Raw genomic sequence first — 22,486 nt, 5'->3', positions numbered from 1 at the left:
GTTCGATCAATTGACGCGCTCGATGCAGAAGTCGATCACTTCCATCAGGGCGGATTTCCATACCGTATCGGGAAGCGGCGCCAGCGCGTCCCGCGCGATCGTGCCGTAATGGACCGCCCGATTGATCGTGTCGCTCAGCGTGCCGTATTTGGTGATCAGCCCCAGCGCTTTTTCCAGGTTGGCGTCGCTGCTGTTGCCGGCCTCGATCGCATCGCGCCAGAAGGCGCGCTCCTCCGTGGTGCCGCGGCGATAGGCCAGGATGACGGGCAGCGTGATCTTGCCTTCGCGGAAATCGTCGCCGACATTCTTGCCGAGATCGGCGGCCTTGCCGCCATAGTCGAGCGCGTCGTCGACGAGCTGAAAGGCGAGGCCGAGATTCATGCCGTAGGATTTCAGCGCATTGCGGCCGGAACGGCCGGCATCGGCGACGATCGGCCCGACTTCGGCGGCAGCCGCAAAGAGAGCCGCCGTCTTGGCGCGGATGACGGAGAGGTAGTCGTCTTCCGTCGTCTCCATGTTCTTGGCGACGGAAAGCTGCAGCACTTCGCCTTCGGCGATCACGCAAGCAGCGGAAGACAAGACGTCGAGCGCATCGAGCGAGCCGACATCGACCATCATGCGGAAGGCCTGCCCGAGCAGGAAATCGCCGACCAGCACGCTTGCCTGGTTGCCCCAGATCATCCGAGCCGTCGATTTGCCGCGGCGCAGGTCGCTTTCATCGACGACGTCGTCATGCAGCAGCGTTGCCGTATGCATGAATTCGACCGAGGTGGCGAGCTTGATGTGGTTTTCGCCGCGGTAGTCGAACAGCGAGGCGGCCGCCAGCGTCAGCATCGGCCTCAGCCGCTTGCCCCCGGATGAGATCAGATGGTTCGCCACTTCGGGGATCATCTGCACGTCGGAGCCGGCTTTCGACAGAATGAGCTGGTTCACCCGCTCCATGTCAGCCCTGGTGAGATCGACCAACGGCTTGATGGATGCCAGTTTGTTTTTGCTTTCTTCAAGCGGTATGACCACGCCCAACGACCCGGACTCCTGTTCATTCATTGCATCTGACAATAGAAAGGGGCGATGGGCGCGGCAAGGGGTGAATTGTCGCGTCAGCCGAAATTGGAAGGAAAAAGACGGCAAATGCATGAACTTATCCGCGCCAACGATCCCGTCCTGCTCTCCTTTGCCGAGAGCCTAATGAAGGATGCCGGAATTCACTGCTTCATCGCCGATCAGGGGATGAGCGTTCTGGAAGGCTCGCTCGGCATGCTGCCGCGCCGCCTGCTGGTGGATGAGGAAATGGCCGACCGGGCCCGCCGTATCCTGATCGACGCCGGTCTTGGCGGCGAACTGCGCGACAGGACATGAGCGGGCGATGACCGGTAAATTCGCCGAAACCATCGATGCCTTCCATCGCGGCGCCTTTCATGTGGTGCAGCCGAAGGGCAGGGGGCATCGCGCCGGCATGGATGCGATGCTGCTGGCCGCCCTTGTCGCCGACGATCGCCCGGTCAAAGTTGCCGATCTCGGCGCCGGCGCCGGTGCTGCCGGCCTTGCCGTCGCCTCGCGCCTTGTCAAGACGCAAGTGGTGCTGTTCGAGCGTTCGGCCGAAATGGCCGATTATGCCCGCCGCAGCATCCTTTTGCCGGAAAATGCCCATCTCGCAGCCCGCCTCAGTGTCATCGAGGCCGATGTGACGCTGACCGCCAAGGCGCGCAACGATGCCGGCCTTGCCGATGAAAGCTTCCACCACGTGATCATGAACCCACCCTTCAACGATGCCGGCGACCGGCGCACGCCCGATGCGCTGAAGGCCGAAGCCCATGCGATGACCGACGGCCTGTTCGAAAGCTGGATCCGCACGGCCGGCGCCATCATGATCCCGGGCGGGCAATTGTCGCTGATCGCCAGGCCTCCGTCGATCGCCGAGATCATCGATGCCTGCGGCCGGCGCTTCGGCGGCATCGAGATCACCGCCATCCATCCACGCGCCGGGGAAAATGCCGTGCGCATCCTGGTGACCGCCATCAAGGGCTCGCGGGCGCGGCTGTCGCTACGCGCGGCCCTCATCATGCACGAAGAGGGGAGCCACAAGTTCTCCCCTCTGGTCGACGATTTCAACAATGGCCGGGCAGCCTATGCCAGGCTTCGATCGTCAATCGCTAGCCGCTGACGAAGTCGAAGAGCAGCTTGACGTTCAGCCCGGCGATGACGACGGCGATCACATAGGCGGTGCCGCTCAGCCAGCGCGGCGCGACGAGTTCGCCCATCTTGGCCCGGCTGGCGGTGAACATCACAAGCGGAAAGACCGCGAAGGAAAGCTGCAGGCTGAGCACCACCTGTGTGAGGATCAGGAGTTCGGCCGTGCCCTGGTTGCCGTACCAGATGGTGACGACCGCCGCCGGCACGATGGCAATAGCGCGGGTGATCAGCCGGCGCACCCACGGTTTCAGCCGGATCTTCAGGAAGCCTTCCATGACGATCTGGCCGGCAAGGGTCGCCGTCACCGTCGAGTTGAGGCCGCAGCACAGAAGCGCGATGCCGAAGAGCGTCGGCGCGATCGCGAGGCCGAGCAGCGGCGACAGCAGCGCATAGGCATTGCCGAGCTCGACGACGTCGGTCTTGCCGTTGGCATTGAAGGCGGCGGCCGCAAGGATCAGGATCGAGGCATTGATCAGAAGCGCGAAACACAGCGCGACGGTGGAGTCGATCGTCGCATAAGTCAGCGCCTCCTTCTTCTCAGGGATCGTGTGACCATAGGCCCGCGTCTGCACAATGCCGGAATGGAGATAGAGATTGTGCGGCATGACCGTCGCACCGAGGATGCCGAGCGCGAGATAGAGCATCTCCGGATTGGTGACGATTTCGGTTGTCGGGAAGAAGCCGGTAATAACGGCGCCCCATTGCGGATCGGCAAGGAAGATCTGCACGCCGAAGCAGAGCGCGATCACGCCGAGCAGCGCGATGATGAAGGCTTCCACCCAGCGGAAGCCGAGCTTCTGCAGGAAGAGGATCAGGAAGACGTCCAGCGCGGTGATGAGAACGCCGAGCTCCAGCGGGATGCCGAAGAGCAGGTTGAGGCCGATTGCCGTGCCGATCACCTCGGCAATGTCGGTGGCGATGATGGCGATTTCCGCAAAGGCCCAGAGCGGCACTGAGACATATTTAGGAAAGGCGTCGCGGCAGGCCTGCGCGAGGTCGCGGCCGGAGGCGATCGCCAGCCGCGCGCAGAGCGATTGCAGCACGATTGCCATCACGTTGGAAAGCAGCGCGACGGTGAGCAGCGCATAACCGAATTTCGAGCCGCCGGCGAGCGAGGTCGCCCAGTTGCCTGGGTCCATGTAGCCGACGGCGACCATGTAACCCGGCCCGGCAAAGGCCGCCGCCCGGCGCCATATCGAGCTGTGACGCCCCGTGCCCACAGTGCGGTAGACGTCCGACAGCGACGCCTCTCCGCGTTCGTGCCGCCAGCCGCTTTTTGCATTGGGATTGAGGGCGTCCATGCCATTTCCACCTGTTTATCGTCCGTGCACTATGACCGATTAGAATGATAATGCAAGTCATTCGCAACAAGAAAATCAATCCGATGTTTTTCAGGAACGCGGCCATTGCGTTTGTCGTTCCAGCGCATACATGGATGCGATCGCGGATTGACGATCGCGCGAGCCGAAGCGAAGGATGGGAAATGGCCGGATTCTTGAAAAAGCTGCTGCCGAAACGGTTCCGCAAGGAGGGCCTCACCGTTCCCGTCGTCAGGCTGCAGGGTGCGATCATCAGCGGCGGTGGCCAGTTCAGGCCCACCCTCAATCTCGCCAATGTCGCCCCGGTCCTGGAAAAGGCCTTCGCCATGAAGGAGGCGCCGGCGGTTGCCATAACAATCAATTCGCCAGGCGGCTCGCCTGTTCAGTCCCGCCTGATCTTCACCCGCATTCGTGAGCTCGCCCGCGAAAAGCAGAAGAAGGTGCTTGTTTTCGTCGAGGATGTCGCCGCTTCCGGCGGCTACATGATCGCGCTTGCCGGCGACGAGATCATCGCCGACGCCACCTCGATCGTCGGCTCGATCGGCGTCGTCTCCGGCGGTTTCGGCTTTCCCGAGCTCCTGAAGAAGATCGGCGTCGAGCGCCGCGTCTATACGGCCGGCGAAAACAAGGTGATCCTCGATCCGTTCCAGCCGGAAAAGGAAAAGGATATCGAGTACCTCAAGAGCCTGCAGCTCGAAATCCACCAGGTCTTCATCGCAATGGTGCGTGAGCGCCGCGCCGGCAAGCTGACGGATGATGCGACGGTGTTTTCCGGCCTGTTCTGGAGCGGTACGCGCGGCCTCGAGCTTGGCCTCATCGACGGTATCGGCGACATGCGCCAGGAATTGAAGCGGCGCTACGGCCAGAAGACCCGGCTGGAACTCGTCACCGCCGGCCGCGGCCTCTTCGGCCGCCGCATTCCCGGCGTATCGCCTGTTACACTCGAAGGCGCGGGGGCAGGTCTCGCAACGGGACTTGTCGAAGCGGCGGAAGAGAGAGCATTGTGGAGCCGCTTCGGGCTTTGAGAGGAGCAAGAGAGGGCATGGCACAGCTTATCACCATCCTGGTGCTGGTCTTTTCGGCCTGGTGGCTCTACCGCCGCTTCGTCTCCGATGCCCGCAAGCTCGCCGAAAAGTCCCGCCGCGCCGAGAAAGAGCGCCAGACCGGCGCGATCGGCACGCTGGTCAAAGATCCCGTGACCGGGGAATATCGGTTGAAGCGGGATGACGAATAGGTCTCGGCGAAAAGCCTCGTGTGTCTCCGCACAGCTCCTCGCCCCCGCAAAACCCTTGACCCCTGCCGCCCACCATGGCACCTGTCGCGCCGATAATTCCCAAGCAATCGGTGCCGTTTCATGTCAGCCATCCCAGACCATATGAACCCGAAGCGCTCCTTCCAGGCGCTGATCCTGACCCTGCATGGTTACTGGGCGGACAAGGGTTGCGCGGTGCTGCAGCCCTACGACATGGAAGTCGGCGCCGGCACCTTCCATCCGGCCACCACGCTGCGCGCCCTCGGGCCGAAGCCGTGGAAGGCAGCCTATGTCCAGCCGTCGCGGCGCCCGTCCGACGGCCGCTATGGCGAAAACCCGAACCGTCTGCAGCATTATTACCAGTACCAGGTCATCCTGAAGCCGAACCCGCCCAATCTGCAGGAGCTCTATCTCGGCTCGCTGGCGGCGATCGGTCTCGATCCGCTGCTGCACGACATCCGTTTCGTCGAGGACGACTGGGAAAGCCCGACGCTCGGCGCCTGGGGTCTCGGCTGGGAATGCTGGTGCGACGGCATGGAAGTCTCGCAATTCACCTATTTTCAGCAGGTCTGCGGCATCGAATGCGCGCCGGTCGCCGGGGAACTGACCTATGGTCTCGAGCGCCTCGCCATGTATGTCCAGGGCGTCGACAACGTCTATGATCTGAATTTCAACGGCCGCGAGGGCGACGAGAAGATCAGCTATGGCGACGTCTTCCTGCAGGCCGAGCAGGAATATTCGCGTCACAATTTCGAATTCGCCAATACCGAGATGCTCCATCGCCACTTCGTCGATGCCGAGAAGGAATGCCGGGCGCTGCTCGATGCCGGCGCTCCCGGCCAAAGCGACAACCAGCGCCTGCACAAATGCGTCTTCCCGGCTTACGACCAGTGCATCAAGGCCAGCCACGTCTTCAACCTGCTCGACGCCCGCGGCGTCATCTCGGTGACCGAGCGCCAGAGCTATATCCTGCGGGTGCGCACGCTCGCCAAGGCCTGCGGCGAAGCCTTCCTGCTGACCGACGCCGGCGGCGTCAACCTGTCGAAAGAGGCGGCGTGACGCAAAAGCCTGCCGGCCGTATCGTCCATCTCAACGGCTGGCCAGGCACCGGGAAGCTGACGGTCGGCCGATTGCTGGCGAGAAGCCTCGGCGCGCGGCTCATCGACAATCACACGCTGCTCAATCCGGCCGAAGTTCTTTTCGCCCGCAGCAATCCTCTGCATGCATCACTGCGTAAGCAGATTCGACGAGCGGTTTTCGACCACGCCTTGCACGCCGATCCGGCTGAAAGCTTCGTCTTTACCGATGCTCTTGCGGATGACGAGCATGATGGTGCGATGTTCTCCTCGTATGTCGATCTGGCTGCCGCCAGAGGCGCGGATCTGGTCGCGGTTCTCCTCGATTGCGCGCCGGAGGAGAATGCCAGGCGCCTCATCTCTCCCGGCCGATCCGAGGCGCTCAAGCTGACGGATCCGGCGAAGCTGCAACAGCTCCGGGCAAACTATAAACTGTTGCGCGGACTGGCTGAATACACAGTCGAAATTGATACGACGGACCTTTCGCCGGAGCAGACGGCGGCTCGAATTCGCACGCATATCGGTGTTTGACGACAGCCGAGAATCCTGCGTCTTTGTTGCCCAAAGATCTCTGCGGCGAAACGTTCCTGCTGACTGACGCCGGCGGCGTCAGTTGACGAGCCAGGCGGCGTAGGCAGTCTCGAAAATTTTCGTCGGTGCAAGGCCAGCCTTCTTTTGTATTGCGCAAACCATCACTACGTTGTCAGGTGTTGCGACAACGCAAGCTTCGGTATCTCTTTTGAAGAACGATATTCTTTACTTTAAATTTTCAGATGAGAATTTCGCCGCCAGGATGTTGCGTCTTTTATCATGGCCCATCTTATGCTCCATACTGGTTGTTCTGACGTCGTGCAGCGATTTTGACAAGGAGTTCACCGTCCAGTCGGCAAACAGTACGGTCGAAGTCTACACCGACGGCACTGCCTTTGTGTCGGAGCACTTCGACATCGCGGTAAAAATGGCGATGAATTATGGCGGGGTCTACGTCGATATCCCTCAACGTTTCGTGGATGCGGCGGGTGGTGTTCACTGGCGAGATTTCCAATTGGCCGCAGCCCGGCGCGACGGACTCGACGAATACTATTCTCGGGAAAATAATGTGCCGGGCTACTCGATCTATATAGGAGCCGAGCACTGCAAAGACTGCTCTGCAGATCTGCCCACCGGTCTTGCAAAGATCCAGATCGCTTACTGGCTCGGACGCCTGATTCGTAAGGAAGGCGACCGCGAGGTTCTCTTCCTGCCGGCCTATATGGGCCGCGTGCACGGTCAGGGCGCGAAAAAGACGCTTACTCTGAAGCTGCCGCCGGGCGGAACCTTGCGCCCTTCGCAACAGGATCGGACGGCCGCCTATGACATGGTGCGGAGCGCACCGAATGAGATCTCGGTGTCTATTCCAGCTGGTAAAGCGGATCGAGTCCTGCCAGACATCGAGATCGAATATCCCGCTGGGACCTTTGTGACCATGACGAGTGGCAAGCGGGTAGAGTGGTGGCTTTCCGATCACTTTCTCCCATTCATAAGCATTTTGGGACTGCTCCTCGCCGGTCTGTTTATCCTCAGTAGGTGGCGGGGTTGGCGATTGCCCGCATCTTCAATTGCTGTCGATAGCAAGGAGACGGAGAGCATATCGCCTGCTTTAGCCGCCTATTTGTTTTTGAACTGGAAGCCCGGTGCTGCAAAGGCAGCCTTCATGGCGTCTGCCTGCCATCTCGCAGTGAAAAGAATGCTTCGCATTTCCAGCCTTGATGAGGATGCCGAAGCTTCGGATTTGTCAGCCAGGCAAGTGCGCAAGAAGGGAAAGGTGGCGCGCGCCAGATGGTATGGTCTTCCAGCTGTGACGCGTTCGGTATTTGGTCGAATAGAAGGAGAGAGGCCAGTCAACGATCGGCGCAGGGTCAGACATGCCCTCCATGGTTTCGAACGTGACTTGCACCAGATTGTCGCAGAGGAATATCGGAAAGTTAGAGGTGGCGTAGATCGAGCAATGTTGGCGACTTCGGCGACAATTCTGGCTCTTGGCATTGCCGTCGCCTACCTTACGGGTCTTTCGCTCTATTCCGCCGCCATCTCAGGGTTATTGTTCATTGTTTTTCTGGTTGTAACCATGTTCCGCCATCCTGAGCGGTTTCCCGTCGCGACCGGCACCGCCGAGCAGTTCAAACAGGCGCTTGGTTTGATGGTGGGGCTTCCGGTGACGGTGATCGCTGCACTTGTCTATATCGGTACGACTGAGGTGATCAGCGAACAGTGGCCATATTTGATGGCGATCTTGCTGCACATTGCCGGCATTATTGCGGTTTTGGCGATGTCGCGCATGCCAACGTCGAAGCAGCGGCGGATCCGCAATAACATCCTTAGTTTGAATCGTTATTTTCGCGGCGAGATAGATGGCCCGGCAATGTCCGTCGAATGCTACGAGCACTATCTTCCTTTCGCCGTTGCCCTGAGCGTCGAGCAACGCTGGACCGAGCGGTTCAATCTTTGGCGAGAAAGCGAAAAGATGGAAACCTATGCTCCGGATTGGCGGAGCAGTTCTTAGAGGGACAGTGATGTAAAGGTCTGATTGAAATCTGCGAAGAACGACCGCACCACGATGACTTTGTCACGCCGAATCACTAACGTGCGATCATCAAATCGGGGAGCTCATCTGCATGTATGTGATACTTGCTCTTATCGTTGTCATCGCGCTTTACATCGTCTTCATTTATAACGGCCTGGTTCGTTCCCGGCAGATGGCTGAGGAAGCCTGGTCGGGCATCGATGTGCAGTTGAAGCGGCGCGCCGATCTGATCCCGAACCTGATCGAGACGGTCAAAGGCTATGCCGCCCATGAGAAGTCGACGCTCGAGGAGGTGGTTGCGCTCCGCAACAAGGCGCAGGCCGTGCCATCGGGTGACGTTGCCGGCAGGGCGCAGGCGGAAGGCCTGCTCGGCCAGGCGCTCGGCCGGGTGATCGCGCTCGCCGAGGCCTATCCCGATCTCAAGGCCAACCAGAATTTTGCCGAACTGCAGGCGTCGCTCGAAACTCTGGAGGGCGAGCTGCAGATGGCGCGGCGTTATTACAACGGCGCGGCCCGCGACCTCAACGTCAAGGTCGAAAGCTTTCCCTCCAATCTCGTCGCCGGCCAGTTCGGTTTTGCCAAGCGGGAGTATTTCGAGATCACCAACGAGGCCGATCGCGCCGTCCCCAGCGTCAAATTCTGACGATCCGGCATTTTGCCTTTGCAAAAAACCGATTAAGAGCAAGGGCAGGTGGCGACGCGCTTTAGCTCGCCCATGGACGGAAGACGTAGCATGACACGCACAGCCAAACTCACGATCATCCCGCCGGGCCGGCCGCTTTCCGGTCGCGCCATGCCGCCGGGCTCGAAGTCGATCACCAATCGGGCCCTGCTTCTCGCCGGCCTTGCCGAGGGCACGAGCCGGCTGACCGGCGCGCTGAAGAGCGACGATACCCGTTATATGGCCGATGCGCTGCGCGCCATGGGTGTTGCGGTCGACGAGCCCGACGACACAACTTTCGTCGTCACCGGCAGCGGCCGGCTCATGCCGCCGAAGGCGCCGCTCTTCCTCGGCAACGCCGGGACGGCCACACGTTTCCTGACGGCGGCTGCGGCTCTGGTCGACGGTACCGTCATCGTCGACGGCGACGAGCACATGCGCAAGCGCCCGATCGGCCCGCTGGTCGAAGCGATGCGCACGCTCGGCATCGACATCACCGCCGAGACCGGCTGCCCGCCGGTCACCGTCAGGGGCACCGGCCGCTTCGAGGCCGACCGGATCCTGATTGATGGCGGGCTGTCCAGCCAGTATGTTTCGGCGCTGCTGATGATGGCGGCCGGCGGCGACCGTTCGGTCGACATCGAACTGGTCGGCGAGGATATCGGCGCGCTTGGCTATATCGATCTCACCACGGCGGCGATGAGGGCCTTCGGCGCCAAGGTCGAAAAGACCAGCCCCGTCACCTGGCGCGTCGAACCGACTGGCTACCGCGCCGCCGATTTCGTCATCGAGCCGGATGCATCGGCCGCGACCTACCTCTGGGCGGCCGAAGTGCTGAGCGAGGGCAAGATCGATCTCGGCGTACCGAACGATGCCTTCACCCAGCCGGATGCCAAGGCTTACGAGACGATCGCCAAGTTCCCGCATCTGCCGGCCGAAATCGATGGCTCGCAGATGCAGGATGCCGTTCCGACGATCGCCGTGCTTGCCGCCTTCAACGAGACGCCGGTCCGCTTCGTCGGCATTGCCAATCTGCGCGTCAAGGAATGCGACCGCATCCGCGCCCTGTCCACCGGGCTCAACAAGATCCGCGAAGGTCTGGCCGTCGAGGAAGGCGACGATCTGATCGTCCATTCCGATCCTGCTCTCGCCGGCCAGCGTCTTCCGGCCGAGATCGACACCTTCGCCGATCACCGCATCGCCATGAGCTTTGCGCTCGCCGGACTGAAGATCGATGGCATCACCATTCTCGACCCCGATTGCGTCGGCAAGACGTTCCCCGCCTATTGGCGGACGCTCGCCGCCCTCGGCGTGACCTATCAGGACAAGGATTGACGAAAAGCGCGGCCGGGGCCGCCGGCAGGGAGAGAGGAATGGGGCGTCGGTTTTTCGGATTCTGCTTGGCGCTCATCTTGATGCTCGCCGCGCCGGCGGTCTTTGCCGCCGAGGTGATCGACAGCTTCGCCTCCGACATCACGCTGGAAAAGAGCGGCGCGATGACGGTGAGGGAAACGATCACCGTCAATGCCGAGGGCAACCGGATCAATCATGGCATCTTCCGGGACTTTCCGCTTTTTTTCACCGACGCCGGAGGTCGTCGCCGCAGCGTCGATTTCGACATGGTGTCGGTCAGCCGCGACGGCGCGGACGAGCCCTGGCATACCGAATCGATATCGGGCGGCATCCGCATCTATGCCGGCTCCGCCGAGGTGACGGTGACGCCGGGTCGTCATCGCTACGTCTTCACCTACCGGACCAACCGCCAGATCCGCTACTTCGACGATCACGACGAACTCTACTGGAACGTCACCGGCAATGGCTGGATCTTTCCGATCCGCTCCGCGACGGCGACGGTGACGCTGCCGCCGGGTGTCGCTGCGACGGGGACGATCTTCTTCACCGGCCCGCAAGGCGCGACTGGAAAGAACGCCCGTGTCAGCGAAAGCAGCGCCGGCCTTGTCTTTTCCACCACCGCGCCTCTTGGCCCCAATGAAGGCCTGACCTTTGCGATCCGGATGCCGAAGGGCTCGATCGATCCGCCGAGCGCGGATATGGAAAGCACCTGGTGGCTGAAGGACAACCGCAATTATTTCATCGGCTTCGGCGGCCTGATCCTGGTTTTCGCCTACTACCTCAGATCCTGGCTGAAGGTTGGTCGCGATCCCGCCCGGGGCGTCGTCGTGCCGCGCTGGGATGCGCCTGACGGCATCTCGCCGGCGCTGGTCAACTACATCGACAATAGGGGCTTTTCCGGCGGCGGCTGGACGGCGCTTGCCGCCACGGCGCTCAATCTTGCGGTCCGCGGTTACGTCAAGCTCGAAGACCTGAAGAATTCGATCGTCATTCGCGGTACCGGCAAGGCGCTCGGCAAGGAGAAGTTCCAGGCCGGCGAGGCCGAACTGCTGAAAGTGGCCGGCGGCGAAGGCAGGACGCTGACGATCGACAAGGCCAATGGCGAGCGGGTAAAATCGGTAGGGCAGTCCTTCCGTTCGGCCATCGAGAAGGAACATCGCGGCAAATATTACAATTCCAACATCGGCTATACCGCAGGCGGCATCGCGCTCAGCGCCGCCGCCCTGGTGGCGCTGTTCGTCTTCGGCTCGCTGGAGCCTGACACGATCGCACTGATGCTGATCCCGATTGCCATCTCGGTCTTCATTTCCGTCTTCGTCGCCGGTTTGGTCAAGTCGCTGCACCACGGCAGATCGCTGTTCGCCAAGGTCATGGCCGTCATCGCCGCAGCGGTCGGCGTTTTTGTCGGCGTCAGCATCCTGGCGATCATTGTCCTGACGCTTGCCTCGTCGCTGGTGGAGCTGCACGAAACGCCGATGCTCTTTGCCGTCGGCGGCATCGTGCTGCTCAACGTCCTCTATGTCTTCATCATGGGCGCGCCGACCCCGCTCGGCGCCAGGATGATGGACGGCGTTGACGGCCTGCGGCAATACCTGACGCTGGCCGAGAAGGACCGCATGAATATGGCCGGCGCTCCCCAAATGTCGCCGCAGCATTTCGAGACCCTGCTCCCCTATGCCGTGGCTTTGGGCGTCGAAAAGCCCTGGTCGCGCACCTTCGAGACCTGGCTCGCGGCAGCCGCCGCCGGCGCGGCCGCGGCCTATTCGCCCTCCTGGTATTCCGGTGATTTCAACAGCGGCAGCTTCTCCGACCGTATCGGCGGTTTCTCCTCGTCAATGGCGTCCACCATCGCGTCGACGATCCCCTCGCCGCCGCCGTCGAGTTCATCCTCCGGTTTTTCCGGCGGCGGCTCCTCTGGCGGAGGTGGCGGAGGCGGCGGAGGCGGGGGCTGGTAAGCTTTCCCGCTTGACCTTTCAGCCCGTGGCCCTTAACCGCCTGACGGAACAGGAAAGGGTCGCGCATGAAGGTTCTGTTGATCGGGTCGGGCGGACGCGAGCACGCGCTCGCCTGGAAGCTGGCGCAATCGCCGTTGCTGAGCGAACTCTACGCCGCGCCCGGCAATCCGGGCATTGGCGAACACGCCGTCCTCGTGCCGGTCAATATCGACGATCATGAAGCGGTCGCTGCCATCTGCAAGGACAAGGCGATCGATTTCGTCGTCGTCGGCCCCGAGGCCCCGCTCGTCGCCGGCCTCGCCGACCGGCTGCGCGCCGACGGCCTGGCGGTCTTCGGCCCCTCCGCCGGCGCCGCCCAGCTCGAGGGCTCCAAGGGCTTCACCAAGGACATCTGCGCCCGCTACGGCATTCCCACCGGCGCCTACCAGCGTTTCAACAACGCGCCGAAGGCGAAAGCCTATATTCGCGGGCAGGGCGCACCGATCGTCGTCAAGGCTGACGGGCTGGCCGCCGGCAAGGGCGTGACGGTTGCGATGACGCTCGATGAGGCGCTTGCTGCCGTCGACGACTGCTTCGAGGGCGCCTTTGGCGCGGCCGGCGCCGAAGTCGTCGTCGAAGCCTATCTCGATGGCGAGGAGGCAAGCTTCTTTTGTCTCTGCGACGGAAAACATGCGCTGCCGCTGGTGACCGCCCAGGATCACAAGCGGGTGGGCGAGGGCGATACCGGCGTCAATACCGGCGGCATGGGCGCCTATTCGCCAGCGCCGGTCATGACGGCCGAAATGGTCGAGCGGACGATGAAGGAAATCATCGAGCCGACAATCCGCGGCATGGCCGAGAGCGGGCATCCCTTCTCCGGCGTGTTTTTCGCCGGACTGATGATCACTCATAAGGGCCCGGAGCTGATCGAATACAATGTTCGTTTCGGCGATCCGGAATGCCAGGTGCTGATGATGCGGCTGAAGAGCGATCTGCTGCCGCTGCTGCTTGCCACCGCCAATGGCACGCTCGATCAGGTGAGCGCCGAATGGAGCGACGATCCGGCCCTGACAGTGGTCATGGCCTCGAAGGGCTATCCCGGCGCCTATGAGAAAAACACACCGATCCAGTCGCTGCCGGCGGCAGGCGAGGGCGAGAAGGTGTTTCATGCCGGCACGGGCATGAAGGACGGCGTGCTGGTCGCGACCGGCGGCCGCGTGCTCAACGTCACGGCGTCAGGCGGCACGGTTGCCGAGGCGAAGGGCCGCGCCTATGCCCTGCTGGACAGAGTTCGGTGGGAAAACGGCTTCTGCCGGCGCGATATCGGCTGGCGCGCGATCGAGCGCGAAAAAGCCTCGGACAAAGCATAAACCGCTACGTTCCTTAAATTTTTACCCTTTCCCCTGACGGGATGGAAACGAAGCTGCGCTATACCGCTGCCGTAGTGAGACGGAGGTGCGTTGATGCGTCAGATTTTCCTCGGTGCGGCAATCCTGCTGATGGCAGGCACGGCGATGGCCTCCTCGATTGAGGTGATCGGCAAAACGGCAGGCCGTGCAGAAGGCAGCATCGTCACTGAAAGCTGCGCCGCTTGCCCGCCGCTGCAGGCCGAGCATAGCCGCAAGGACTATACGGTGCCGGAACTGAAACCCGGCGTCCTCCAGGCAAGCGAAGTCCGCCACGTCGGCGGCGAAACGAAGATCTTCCGCACCGAAGCCTGGATGGGTGGTTCGCCCGTCGTCTTCGTCAGCAAGGCAACGCCGGAAGCACTGGCTGCCGCCGAACCTTCGATATCGCCCGCCCAAGGCATCGACATGAACGCAACGACCGCAGCCGTCATCGGCGGCGATGCCAGGCCGGTTGCCGCCGGCATGGTTGAGAAGCCGGCGGCTCTCGATATTTCCGAATTCAAGCTGCGCTTCTAGACGATCAACACGCAAAACGGCTGTGTGCCACTAAAGCCAATCTGAGCCGCTGCGATAGTTCCCTGCCCCTGCCCGATCAAGGTTTCGATCGCTTGGGGTTCCACCGCGGTGGAGCGAATGCACCCTCGAAGAGAAGCGGGGGTGCATTCCTGCTTTAGAGCTTTTCCGGGTTAGATTGAAGCATTCTGTTGGCTCAAACGGGGTCGGATGGTCGACCGGCCGGCGCGTGTCGTAGCCCAGCTCTACGGCCAAGCCGGCCGGTCGATCAGCCGGCCCGTTTCAGCCAACCCTCCCGCAGATTTGCTTGGCAAATCTGCAAGACCTTGGAATCGCCGGACGCACTTGTCGCTTCGCCCACGGCGAAGCGGTGCGGCCGGTGGGCCGGGCATGTTTCCGCCAGGATCAAAGGCGATCGGCTCGGACGTACCTGGGGGTATGCCCGTCGCCAATCGCCTTTGCCCTGACGAAAACCTGCTCCGGCAGAATGCTTCAATCTAGCCCGGAAAAGCTCTAAGGCCCCGGCAGTTCTGCAGAGCGAAAACGGATGATATTCGATCGGCGGGTGAAGTCAGCGGTATGCTTGGTAACTCCGCCCCCTGATTTTTAGGGAAATTTGCGCCGTTTTGAATAAAATTAAAGCTTTCTTATTGAGTCAGCTTCAATTCTTACTCACCGGTCGCAGCATGTTGTTCAGCAGCGGTAGACGCGTCCTTCTCAGATGCGCTCGCACAGGCGGTAGAAGACCGCACCGGAATGTATTCCCTCATTCCCCTTTGCGAGGAATCATGAAAAATTTGAAGATATCGAAGCAGCTCATATTGCTGATCGTCGGTTTGATGTCGGCCTTTGCGATCGCCACGTCCCTGCAGATCCGCTCCTCGGTCGATGCCATTTACAAGGAGCGTTACGACATGCTGCGTGCCGAGGTTCAGTCGGCGATCTCGGTTCTCAAGCTTTACCAGGCCAAGGTGACCGCAGGCGAAATGAAGCTGGAGGATGCCCAGAAGCAGGCTTACGCCACCGTCAATGGCATGAAATACGATCCGGACGGCTATTTCTTCGGCTATAGCTACGATGTCCAGATGATGTTTCACTACGACGCCTCGAAGGTCGGACAGAACCTGAAGGGGCAGCCGGACAGCAAGGGCAAGCTCTATCGCGAAGAGTTGGTCAAACTCGGCCAGCAGGGCGGCGGTCTCGTCGAATTTTATTCCACCAGCAAGCCGGGCCAGCCGGCCGGCGATTATCGCAAGACGGCCTATGGCCAGGCCTTCGACCCCTGGAAGGTCGTCGTTGTCACCGGCGTCTATATGGACGATCTCGATGCCCAGGTGAACAGCACGATCCTGACCGCGCTCTCCGGCAGCATCGTTCTTTTCTTCCTGGCCATGGCTGCGGCCTACGTCGTCATCCGCGGCATATCGGGGCCCCTCAACAATGTCCATGCCGCCCTGAAGGCGGTCTCCGAAGAGGACGTCTCCATCGCCATCCCGCATACCGGCATGAACAATGAGGTCGGCATGATGGCAAAGGCGACGCTGTCGCTGCAGGAGAAGATCCGCGAACGGCATCAGATGTCCGATCGCGAGGCGGCCCAGCAGCTGGCGCTGGAAAGCGAGCGCGAAAACAACCTGCGCCAGCAGCAGGACGACGCCGCACTCCAGGCCCGCGTGGTGACGACGATCGGCCAGGCGCTGGAGCTGATCGCCCGTGGCGATCTTACCGTCCGCTGCGCCGATCTCGGCCAGAAATACGCCGCCCTTCGCGACAACTTCAACGATGCGCTGTCGCATCTCGAAGCCGCCATGGCCAAGGTCAGCGCCAAGGGCAGTGACATCGGTACGAGCAAGGAAGAGATTCGCCGCGCCTCGAACGAGTTGTCGCAGCGCACCGAGCGCCAGGCCGCAAGCCTGGAGGAAACATCGGCCGCCCTCGATGAGCTCACGGTCGCCGTCCGCCAGACCGCCGATGGCGCCCATGAGGCGAGCAAGCGCGTGCACGCCGTCAGCGCCGAGACCACCCATAGCGATGCGATCGTCAGCGAGGCGATCGAGGCGATGAGCGGCATCGAGAAATCGTCTTCGGAGATATCAAAGATCATCGGCGTCATCGACGAGATCGCCTTCCAGACCAACCTCCTGGCTTTGAACGCCGGCGTCGAGGCGGCCCGTGCCGGTGAATCCGGCAAGGGTTTTGCCGTTGTTGCCCAGGAGGTGCGCGAACTCGCCCAGCGCTCCGCCGCCGCGGCAAAGGAGATCAAGGACCAGATCGCCCGCTCCTCCACCCAGGTCGATCACGGCGTCCGACTGGTCGGCGAGGCAGGCGAGGCGCTGAAGCGCATCTCCGACCAGATCAAGGCCGCCAACGAGATCGTCGCCAAAATCGCCCACAGCGCTTCCGAACAGGACACCACGCTGCGCTCGATCTCTTCGGCGGTGAACCAGCTCGACGCCGCCACCCAGCAGAACGCCGCCATGGCCGAGGAGACCACGGCATCGGCCGAGACGCTCGCCAGCGACACCGACGAACTGATCGACCTCATCCGCGGCTTCCGGGTCGGCAATGCCGGTGCTGCTCCCATTGCGCATCAAGGTCGCCGCGCTGCCTAGCGCAATTCCAGGATAGAGGCGGGTTTCCGTCAGGAATTGCATAAAAACAAAAGCAGTGTGGGGACAAACAGGATTTTCAGCACCAAATTCTTAGCGGCCGTCGGTTCTCCGGCGGCCGTGTCGTTTGGGGTTCATTGTGCCAGACGGTCGATCAATCGGTCGATTTCCCCATCGGAAAACACTTCGACGCCGGCCGCTTTCAGCGCCGCCGCCGTTACGCCGTTGCCGGCCTGCCTGCGTCCGGAAAAGGTGCCGTCATAGATGAACCCGGAGCCGCAGGACGGACTGCCGTCGATGAGCAGAGCATAGCGGCAGCCGGTCTGCCGTGCGAGCGCCACGGCATTCTCCGCCGCCTGCAGAAACTCTGCCGTCACATCGCCGCCCGTCAGCTCTATAACCCGCGCCTTGCCGGCCAGAACCTCTTTGCCGGTTGCCGCCTCTGCGATCTCCGCCGGCGCCCGCGGCACCGCCATGCCCGCCGACATCTCCGGACAGATCGTCACCAACCGCCCTTCGGCCCGCCATCTCTCGATCGCCGGGTGAAGCAACGGTTTCGCCCGTCCGTCATAACGGACGGCGTGCCCCATGAGGCAGGCGCTGACGAGAATCTTGCTGTGCATGGCTGTTTGAATGGCGCCGTGGTGGCGGCAATGCCAGGGTTGGGTGGGCGGATTGTTTAAGCGATAGCAAAACGCCCCTCATCCGCCTGCCGGCGCCTTCTCCCCGCGCGCGGGGCGAAGGGGATTTGCCGCGACCTCTCCGTTCCCCACAACCTCTCGCAGGGCAGGTCCCCTCTACCCGTTTACGGGGGTCCGGAGGACGGGACGAGACCCGTGGCTCGACCCCGGCAAAGGTTAGGGTGAGGGGCAGATGTTCGAGACCGCGCCGCGTCGGCACTGCAAGAAGCCGAATATCACCCCGAAATCTTCGAGAAATCCGCCACCGTTCCCGTCGCCTCGCGGATCAACCGCAGCAGAGCCAGGCGGTTGGCGCGGATGGCCGCGTCCTCGTCGTTGACGAGCACGTCTTCGAAGAAGCGGTCGACAGGGCCGCGCAGCTTGGAAAGCGCTTCCATCGCCGAGCGAAAATCTTCGCCGGCAACGGCATTCGCCGCATCCTGCGAAGCGCTCGATATGGCGGCGAACAGCTCCTTCTCGGCATCGAGCCTGAAGAGCGCCGGCGAAACGCCGTCGGCGATGACGGTGCCCTTCTTCTCCTCGGCGGCGAGCAGCTGCGTCGCGCGCTTGGTGCCGGCGAGCAGGTTCTTGCCGTCCTCCGAGGAGATGAAGGCCGTCAGCGCCTCGACGCGGCGCGCCACCATCAACAGATCGTCGGCTTCAGGCGTCAGCACGGCGTCGATCAGATCGTGCCGGGCACCCTGATCACGCAGATAGACCTTGAGGCGATCATGGAAGAAGGAGAGCAGATCATCATCCTTGGTCGCCGCCAGCAGCGGCAGGCGGACCCTGCGTTCCAGCAGGATACGAACGACGCCGAGGGCGGCACGCCGCAGCGCAAACGGGTCTTTTGAACCCGTCGGCTTCTCGTCGATCGCCCAGAAGCCCGTCAGCGTGTCGAGCTTGTCGGCAAGCGCCAGCGTAATCGCCACCTTGTTCTCCGGCACGCGGTCCGACGGACCCTGCGGCTTGTAATGGTCCTCGATCGCCGCGGCGACGGAGGCGTTTTCGCCCTGCAGCACCGCATATTTGCGGCCCATCAAGCCTTGCAGTTCCGGAAATTCGCCGACGGCCTCGGTGCGCAGATCCGCCTTGGCGAGCACGGCGGCGCGATCGACGAGACCGGCGTCGGCGCCGGTGATATCAGCCAATTCCTTTGCCCGCGCGCGGATGCGGGCGACCCGGTCGCCCTGCGTGCCGAGCTTGGCGTGGAAGGTCACGTCGAGCGCATCGAGCTTGGCCATGCGTTGGTCGAGCGGCTTCTTCAGGTCAAGGCCGAACCTTACGGCAGATGTTTTGAGTGTCTCGAGGTCGGGCATATCGCTCTGGTCGCGCTTCCAGAAATGCAGGGCATCCGAAAGGCGGGCGCGCACCACCTTGCCGTTGCCATGGACGATTTCCTTGCCACCGTCATGCGCCTGGATGTTGGACACCAGGATGAACCTGTTCGACAGTGTCTCTTCGCCCTGCCTTCGGGTGACGAAGCACTTCTGGTTGGTTTTGATCGTCAGCCGGATGATCTCGGAGGGAATGGAGAGATAATCTTCCTCGAAGCTGCCCATCAGCACCTGTGGCCATTCGACGAGGCCGGACACTTCCTCCAGCAAGCCTTCGTCTTCCACCAGCTCGAGCCCGTTGGCAAAAGCAATGTCGCGCGCGTCGTGCAGGATGATGTCCTTGCGCCGCTCGGCGTCGAGGATGACCTTCGCCTTTTCCAGGCTCGCCGCATAATCGTCGAAGCGGCGGACAGTGATGGCTTCGGGCGCATGGAAGCGGTGGCCATAGGTGACGTTGGAGGCGGTGATGCCGTCGATCTCGAAGGGGATGACCACGGTTTCTTCATGCTCCGGGCCGAAGGTGCAGACGATCGACTGCAGCGGCCGCACCCAACGCAGCGCGCCCGGTCTGGAGGAGGCCTTGCCCCAGCGCATCGATTTCGGCCAGGGGAAATCGCGGATGATGCCGGGCATCACCTCGGCGACGATCTCTTCCGTCGCGCGGCCGGGCTTGGAAATGACTGCGACGTAGAAATCGCCCTTCTTTGGATCGCTCACCACCTGCGCCTCGGAGACGGAGGAAAGGCCGGCGCCGCGCAGAAAGCCCTCGATTGCCTTCTCGTTGGCGTCGGTGCGCGGCCCTTTGCGTTCCTCGCGTACATCGGCCGAGCGCGCCGTCAAGCCGTGGATGTCGAGCGCCAGCCGGCGCGGCGTCCAGTATTCGCGCGCGCCCTCATAGGACAGGCCGGCTTCGACGAGCGCATCGGTGACGAGCTTCTTCAGGTCGCCGGCAGCCTTGCGCTGCATGCGGGCCGGAATCTCTTCGGAGCGAAGTTCGAGAAGAAGGTTTGGCATGTCACTCTTTTCCTTGCGCCCGCGGGCAGGGCGATCCAAAAACGTTGCTTCTGCTATCAAAGAATGCCGCATCTGCACAACCGCAAAAACGGAAGAGAGCGATGGGGATGGGCGACACGCAGATGCCCCCAATTCCCCAACTTCCGCTGTGGAAACCACAGTCGGGCATTGCCTTGCCGCTTTTCGCCGCTATGGTCCCGCAACTTTCGTCGGAACAGGAAATCCCATGGCCGCTGACCTCCGTTTTCTCGCAGCCCGTATCTCGGCCGAAATCAACGCCCGGCCGGACCAGGCCAAAGCCGCCATCGAGCTGCTCGACGAGGGCGCCACCGTGCCCTTCATCGCCCGCTACCGCAAGGAAGTGACGGGCGGGCTCGATGACACCCAGCTGCGCAATCTCGCCGAGCGGCTGGTCTATCTGCGCGAACTCGAAGCCCGGCGCGACGCGATCGTCGAATCGATCACCGGCCAGGGCAAGATGACCGAGGAGCTGATGGCGAAGGTCGCGGGCGCCGAAACCAAGGCCGAGCTCGAGGATCTCTATCTGCCCTACAAGCCGAAGCGCCGCACCCGCGCCGAAATCGCCCGCGAACGCGGCCTCGGCCCGCTTGCCGAGGCGATCCTGGCCGAGCGTGGCCGAGAGCCGGCGGTGCTCGCCGAAGGCTTCGTCACGGCTGACGTGCCCGACGTGAAGACGGCGCTGGAAGGCGCGCGCGACATCATCGCCGAAGGTATTGCCGAAAATGCCGACCTGCTCGGCAAGTTGCGCGCCCATATGCGCCAGGCAGCGCTGCTGAAGGCCAGGGTCGTTGACGGCAAGCAGGCGGCGGGCGAGAAGTTCTCCGATTATTTCGATCATTCCGAACGCTGGGCGACCGCGCCCGGCCACCGCGCGCTCGCCATGCTGCGCGGGTGGAACGAGGAGGTGCTGACGCTGACGATCGAGGCCGATGCCGAGACCGCATCGCCGAACAAACCGGTCGAACGGATGATCGCCGCTGCCTATGAGATCGGCACAAGCCGTCCCGGCGACCGGTGGCTGATGGAGGTCGCCAGCTGGACCTGGCGCGTCAAGCTTTCCATGTCGCTGTCGCTCGATCTGATGCGGGAGCTGCGCGAAAGGGCCGAAGAGGAGGCGATCCATGTCTTCGCCCGCAATCTGAAGGACCTGCTGCTGGCCGCGCCGGCCGGCTCGCGCGCGACCATGGGTCTCGATCCCGGCATCCGCACCGGCGTCAAGGTCGCCGTCGTCGACGGCACCGGCAAGGTGGTGGCGACATCGACCGTCTATCCCTTTCAGCCGAGGAACGACGTGCGCGGCGCCCAGATCGAGCTCGCGTCGCTGATCCGCAAGCACAATGTCGAGCTGATCTCGATCGGCAACGGCACAGGCAGCCGCGAAACCGAAAAGCTGGTGGCCGACATGCTGGCCGAGCTGCCGGCCCCGAAGCCGACCAAGGTCATCGTCTCGGAAGCGGGCGCCTCGGTCTATTCCGCCTCGGCGACCGCAGCGGCCGAGTTTCCCGATCTCGACGTATCGCTGCGCGGCGCCGTCTCCATCGCCCGGCGCCTGCAGGATCCGCTCGCCGAACTCGTCAAGATCGAGCCGAAGTCGATCGGCGTCGGCCAGTATCAGCACGATGTCGACCAGCAGAAGCTGTCGCGCTCGCTCGATGCCGTGGTCGAAGACGCGGTGAACGCCGTCGGCGTCGATCTCAACACCGCCTCGGCGCCATTGCTCGCCCGTGTCTCCGGCCTCGGCCCATCGATCGCCGAGGCGATCGTCCGCCACCGCGACAGCGAGGGCCGTTTCGAGACGCGGCGCGATCTGCTGAAGGTCGCAAGACTCGGCGGCCGCACCTTCGAGCAATGCGCCGGCTTCCTGCGCATTCCGAACGGCAAGGAGCCGCTCGACGCCTCCTCGGTCCACCCCGAGGCCTACGGCGTCGCCAAGAAGATCGTTGCTGCCTGCGGCCGCGACCTGCGCGCCCTGATGGGCGACAGCGCCGTTCTGAAATCGATCGACCCGCGCCGGTTCATCGATGAGAAATTCGGCCTGCCGACGGTGAAGGACATCATCGCCGAGCTGGAAAAGCCCGGCCGCGACCCGCGTCCAAGCTTCAAGACCCCGACCTTCGCCGAGGGCGTCAACGAGATTTCCGACCTGACTCCGGGCATGGTGCTCGAAGGCACCGTCACCAATGTCGCCGCCTTCGGCGCCTTCGTCGATATCGGCGTGCATCAGGACGGTCTGGTGCATGTGTCCCAGCTTGCCGATCGTTTCGTCAAGGACCCGCATGAGGTCGTCAAGGCGGGCGATGTCGTCAAGGTGCGGGTCGTGGAAGTCGACGCCAAGCGCAAGCGCATCGGTCTCTCCATGCGCCGCGACGATGGTTCTTCGGCGTCTCAGCCGCGTGCTGATTCTCGCGGAGGTCAGGGCGGCCGGCCGCAGAACGATCGCCGGCCTGCAGCTCCGAAACCGGAGAGCCAGAGTGCCTTCGGTAGTGCACTCGCCGAAGCCATGAAACGAAAATAACGGCTTAACCGTCATTTCGGCAAAAATGCAACAGTTT

General features: G+C 62.5%; 18 protein-coding genes. 14 read left to right on the top strand and 4 right to left on the bottom strand.

Annotated elements, in window-relative coordinates; genetic code table 11:
* Positions 1-6: 6 nt before the first annotated feature.
* Complete coding sequence (locus tag J7U39_RS15525) at positions 7-1,023, bottom strand: polyprenyl synthetase family protein (RefSeq protein ID WP_210628993.1); 1,017 nt, start codon at positions 1,021-1,023, stop codon at positions 7-9.
* A 108-nt stretch (positions 1,024-1,131) separates the two neighbouring features.
* Here J7U39_RS15525 and J7U39_RS15520 point away from each other — a divergent pair, with 108 nt between their 5' ends.
* Together J7U39_RS15520 and J7U39_RS15515 are read left to right on the top strand one after the other, a co-directional pair.
* Positions 1,132-1,359 carry a DUF2007 domain-containing protein gene (locus J7U39_RS15520; RefSeq protein WP_088939554.1) on the top strand — a complete coding sequence of 76 codons (228 nt, stop codon included), beginning with the start codon at positions 1,132-1,134 and terminating at the stop codon, positions 1,357-1,359.
* 7 nt (positions 1,360-1,366) lie between these two features.
* Positions 1,367-2,164 carry a methyltransferase gene (locus J7U39_RS15515; protein WP_210628992.1) on the top strand — a complete coding sequence of 266 codons (798 nt, stop codon included), beginning with the start codon at positions 1,367-1,369 and terminating at the stop codon, positions 2,162-2,164.
* Here J7U39_RS15515 and J7U39_RS15510 read toward each other — a convergent pair.
* Entirely contained in the window at positions 2,154-3,494 is a 1,341-nt protein-coding gene (locus tag J7U39_RS15510) for an Nramp family divalent metal transporter (protein ID WP_210628991.1), read from the bottom strand. The genes J7U39_RS15515 and J7U39_RS15510 overlap by 11 nt on opposite strands.
* Positions 3,495-3,676: 182 nt before the next feature.
* Between J7U39_RS15510 and J7U39_RS15505 the strand changes: the two genes are divergently transcribed.
* From J7U39_RS15505 to J7U39_RS15455, 11 genes are all read left to right on the top strand, one after another.
* The gene (locus J7U39_RS15505; RefSeq protein ID WP_210628990.1) at positions 3,677-4,537 is read left to right on the top strand and encodes a S49 family peptidase; all 861 of its coding nucleotides are present in this window, start codon (positions 3,677-3,679) and stop codon (positions 4,535-4,537) included.
* A gap of 17 nt (positions 4,538-4,554) precedes the next feature.
* On the top strand, positions 4,555-4,746 hold the full coding sequence (locus J7U39_RS15500; protein ID WP_064837015.1) for a hypothetical protein: 192 nt from the start codon (positions 4,555-4,557) through the stop codon (positions 4,744-4,746).
* A 120-nt stretch (positions 4,747-4,866) separates the two neighbouring features.
* Positions 4,867-5,823 carry a glycine--tRNA ligase subunit alpha gene (locus tag J7U39_RS15495; protein WP_210628989.1) on the top strand — a complete coding sequence of 319 codons (957 nt, stop codon included), beginning with the start codon at positions 4,867-4,869 and terminating at the stop codon, positions 5,821-5,823.
* The gene (locus J7U39_RS15490) at positions 5,820-6,371 is read left to right on the top strand and encodes an AAA family ATPase (protein ID WP_210628988.1); all 552 of its coding nucleotides are present in this window, start codon (positions 5,820-5,822) and stop codon (positions 6,369-6,371) included. Before J7U39_RS15495 ends, J7U39_RS15490 begins: the two co-directional genes overlap by 4 nt.
* A 262-nt stretch (positions 6,372-6,633) precedes the next feature.
* Positions 6,634-8,382 carry a DUF2207 domain-containing protein gene (locus J7U39_RS15485; RefSeq protein WP_210631689.1) on the top strand — a complete coding sequence of 583 codons (1,749 nt, stop codon included), beginning with the start codon at positions 6,634-6,636 and terminating at the stop codon, positions 8,380-8,382.
* Between the two features lie 112 nt (positions 8,383-8,494).
* A complete protein-coding gene (locus J7U39_RS15480) occupies positions 8,495-9,046 on the top strand; it encodes a LemA family protein (RefSeq protein ID WP_210628987.1) in 552 nt (183 codons plus the stop codon).
* Between the two features lie 90 nt (positions 9,047-9,136).
* Entirely contained in the window at positions 9,137-10,399 is a 1,263-nt protein-coding gene (gene aroA / locus J7U39_RS15475; protein ID WP_210628986.1) for a 3-phosphoshikimate 1-carboxyvinyltransferase, read from the top strand.
* A 38-nt stretch (positions 10,400-10,437) separates the two neighbouring features.
* The gene (locus J7U39_RS15470) at positions 10,438-12,372 is read left to right on the top strand and encodes a DUF2207 domain-containing protein (protein ID WP_210628985.1); all 1,935 of its coding nucleotides are present in this window, start codon (positions 10,438-10,440) and stop codon (positions 12,370-12,372) included.
* Positions 12,373-12,437: 65 nt separating this feature from the next.
* Complete coding sequence (gene purD, locus J7U39_RS15465) at positions 12,438-13,721, top strand: phosphoribosylamine--glycine ligase (protein ID WP_210628984.1); 1,284 nt, start codon at positions 12,438-12,440, stop codon at positions 13,719-13,721.
* A 93-nt stretch (positions 13,722-13,814) separates the two neighbouring features.
* Positions 13,815-14,276 carry a plant virulence effector HPE1-like domain-containing protein gene (locus J7U39_RS15460; RefSeq protein WP_210628983.1) on the top strand — a complete coding sequence of 154 codons (462 nt, stop codon included), beginning with the start codon at positions 13,815-13,817 and terminating at the stop codon, positions 14,274-14,276.
* A 785-nt stretch (positions 14,277-15,061) separates the two neighbouring features.
* Positions 15,062-16,885 carry a methyl-accepting chemotaxis protein gene (locus tag J7U39_RS15455; RefSeq protein WP_210628982.1) on the top strand — a complete coding sequence of 608 codons (1,824 nt, stop codon included), beginning with the start codon at positions 15,062-15,064 and terminating at the stop codon, positions 16,883-16,885.
* A gap of 131 nt (positions 16,886-17,016) precedes the next feature.
* On the opposite strand, the gene J7U39_RS15450 is transcribed toward J7U39_RS15455, so the two are convergent.
* Together J7U39_RS15450 and glyS are read right to left on the bottom strand one after the other, a co-directional pair.
* Positions 17,017-17,505, bottom strand: a complete 489-nt coding sequence (locus tag J7U39_RS15450) for a DUF523 domain-containing protein (RefSeq protein WP_210628981.1) — start codon at positions 17,503-17,505, stop codon at positions 17,017-17,019.
* Between the two features lie 293 nt (positions 17,506-17,798).
* Positions 17,799-19,913 (bottom strand): glycine--tRNA ligase subunit beta, encoded by a 2,115-nt coding sequence (gene glyS, locus J7U39_RS15445; RefSeq protein WP_210628980.1) that lies wholly within the window; start codon positions 19,911-19,913, stop codon positions 17,799-17,801.
* Between the two features lie 226 nt (positions 19,914-20,139).
* Between glyS and J7U39_RS15440 the strand changes: the two genes are divergently transcribed.
* A complete protein-coding gene (locus J7U39_RS15440; protein WP_210628979.1) occupies positions 20,140-22,449 on the top strand; it encodes a Tex family protein in 2,310 nt (769 codons plus the stop codon).
* Positions 22,450-22,486 lie beyond the last annotated feature (37 nt).

Origin of the sequence: Rhizobium sp. NLR16a (genome assembly GCF_017948245.1) — a bacterium.
Lineage (GTDB): Bacteria > Pseudomonadota > Alphaproteobacteria > Rhizobiales > Rhizobiaceae > Rhizobium.
Note: the sequence above shows the minus strand (reverse complement) of the source record. Positions and strands in the feature narration are given on the sequence as shown.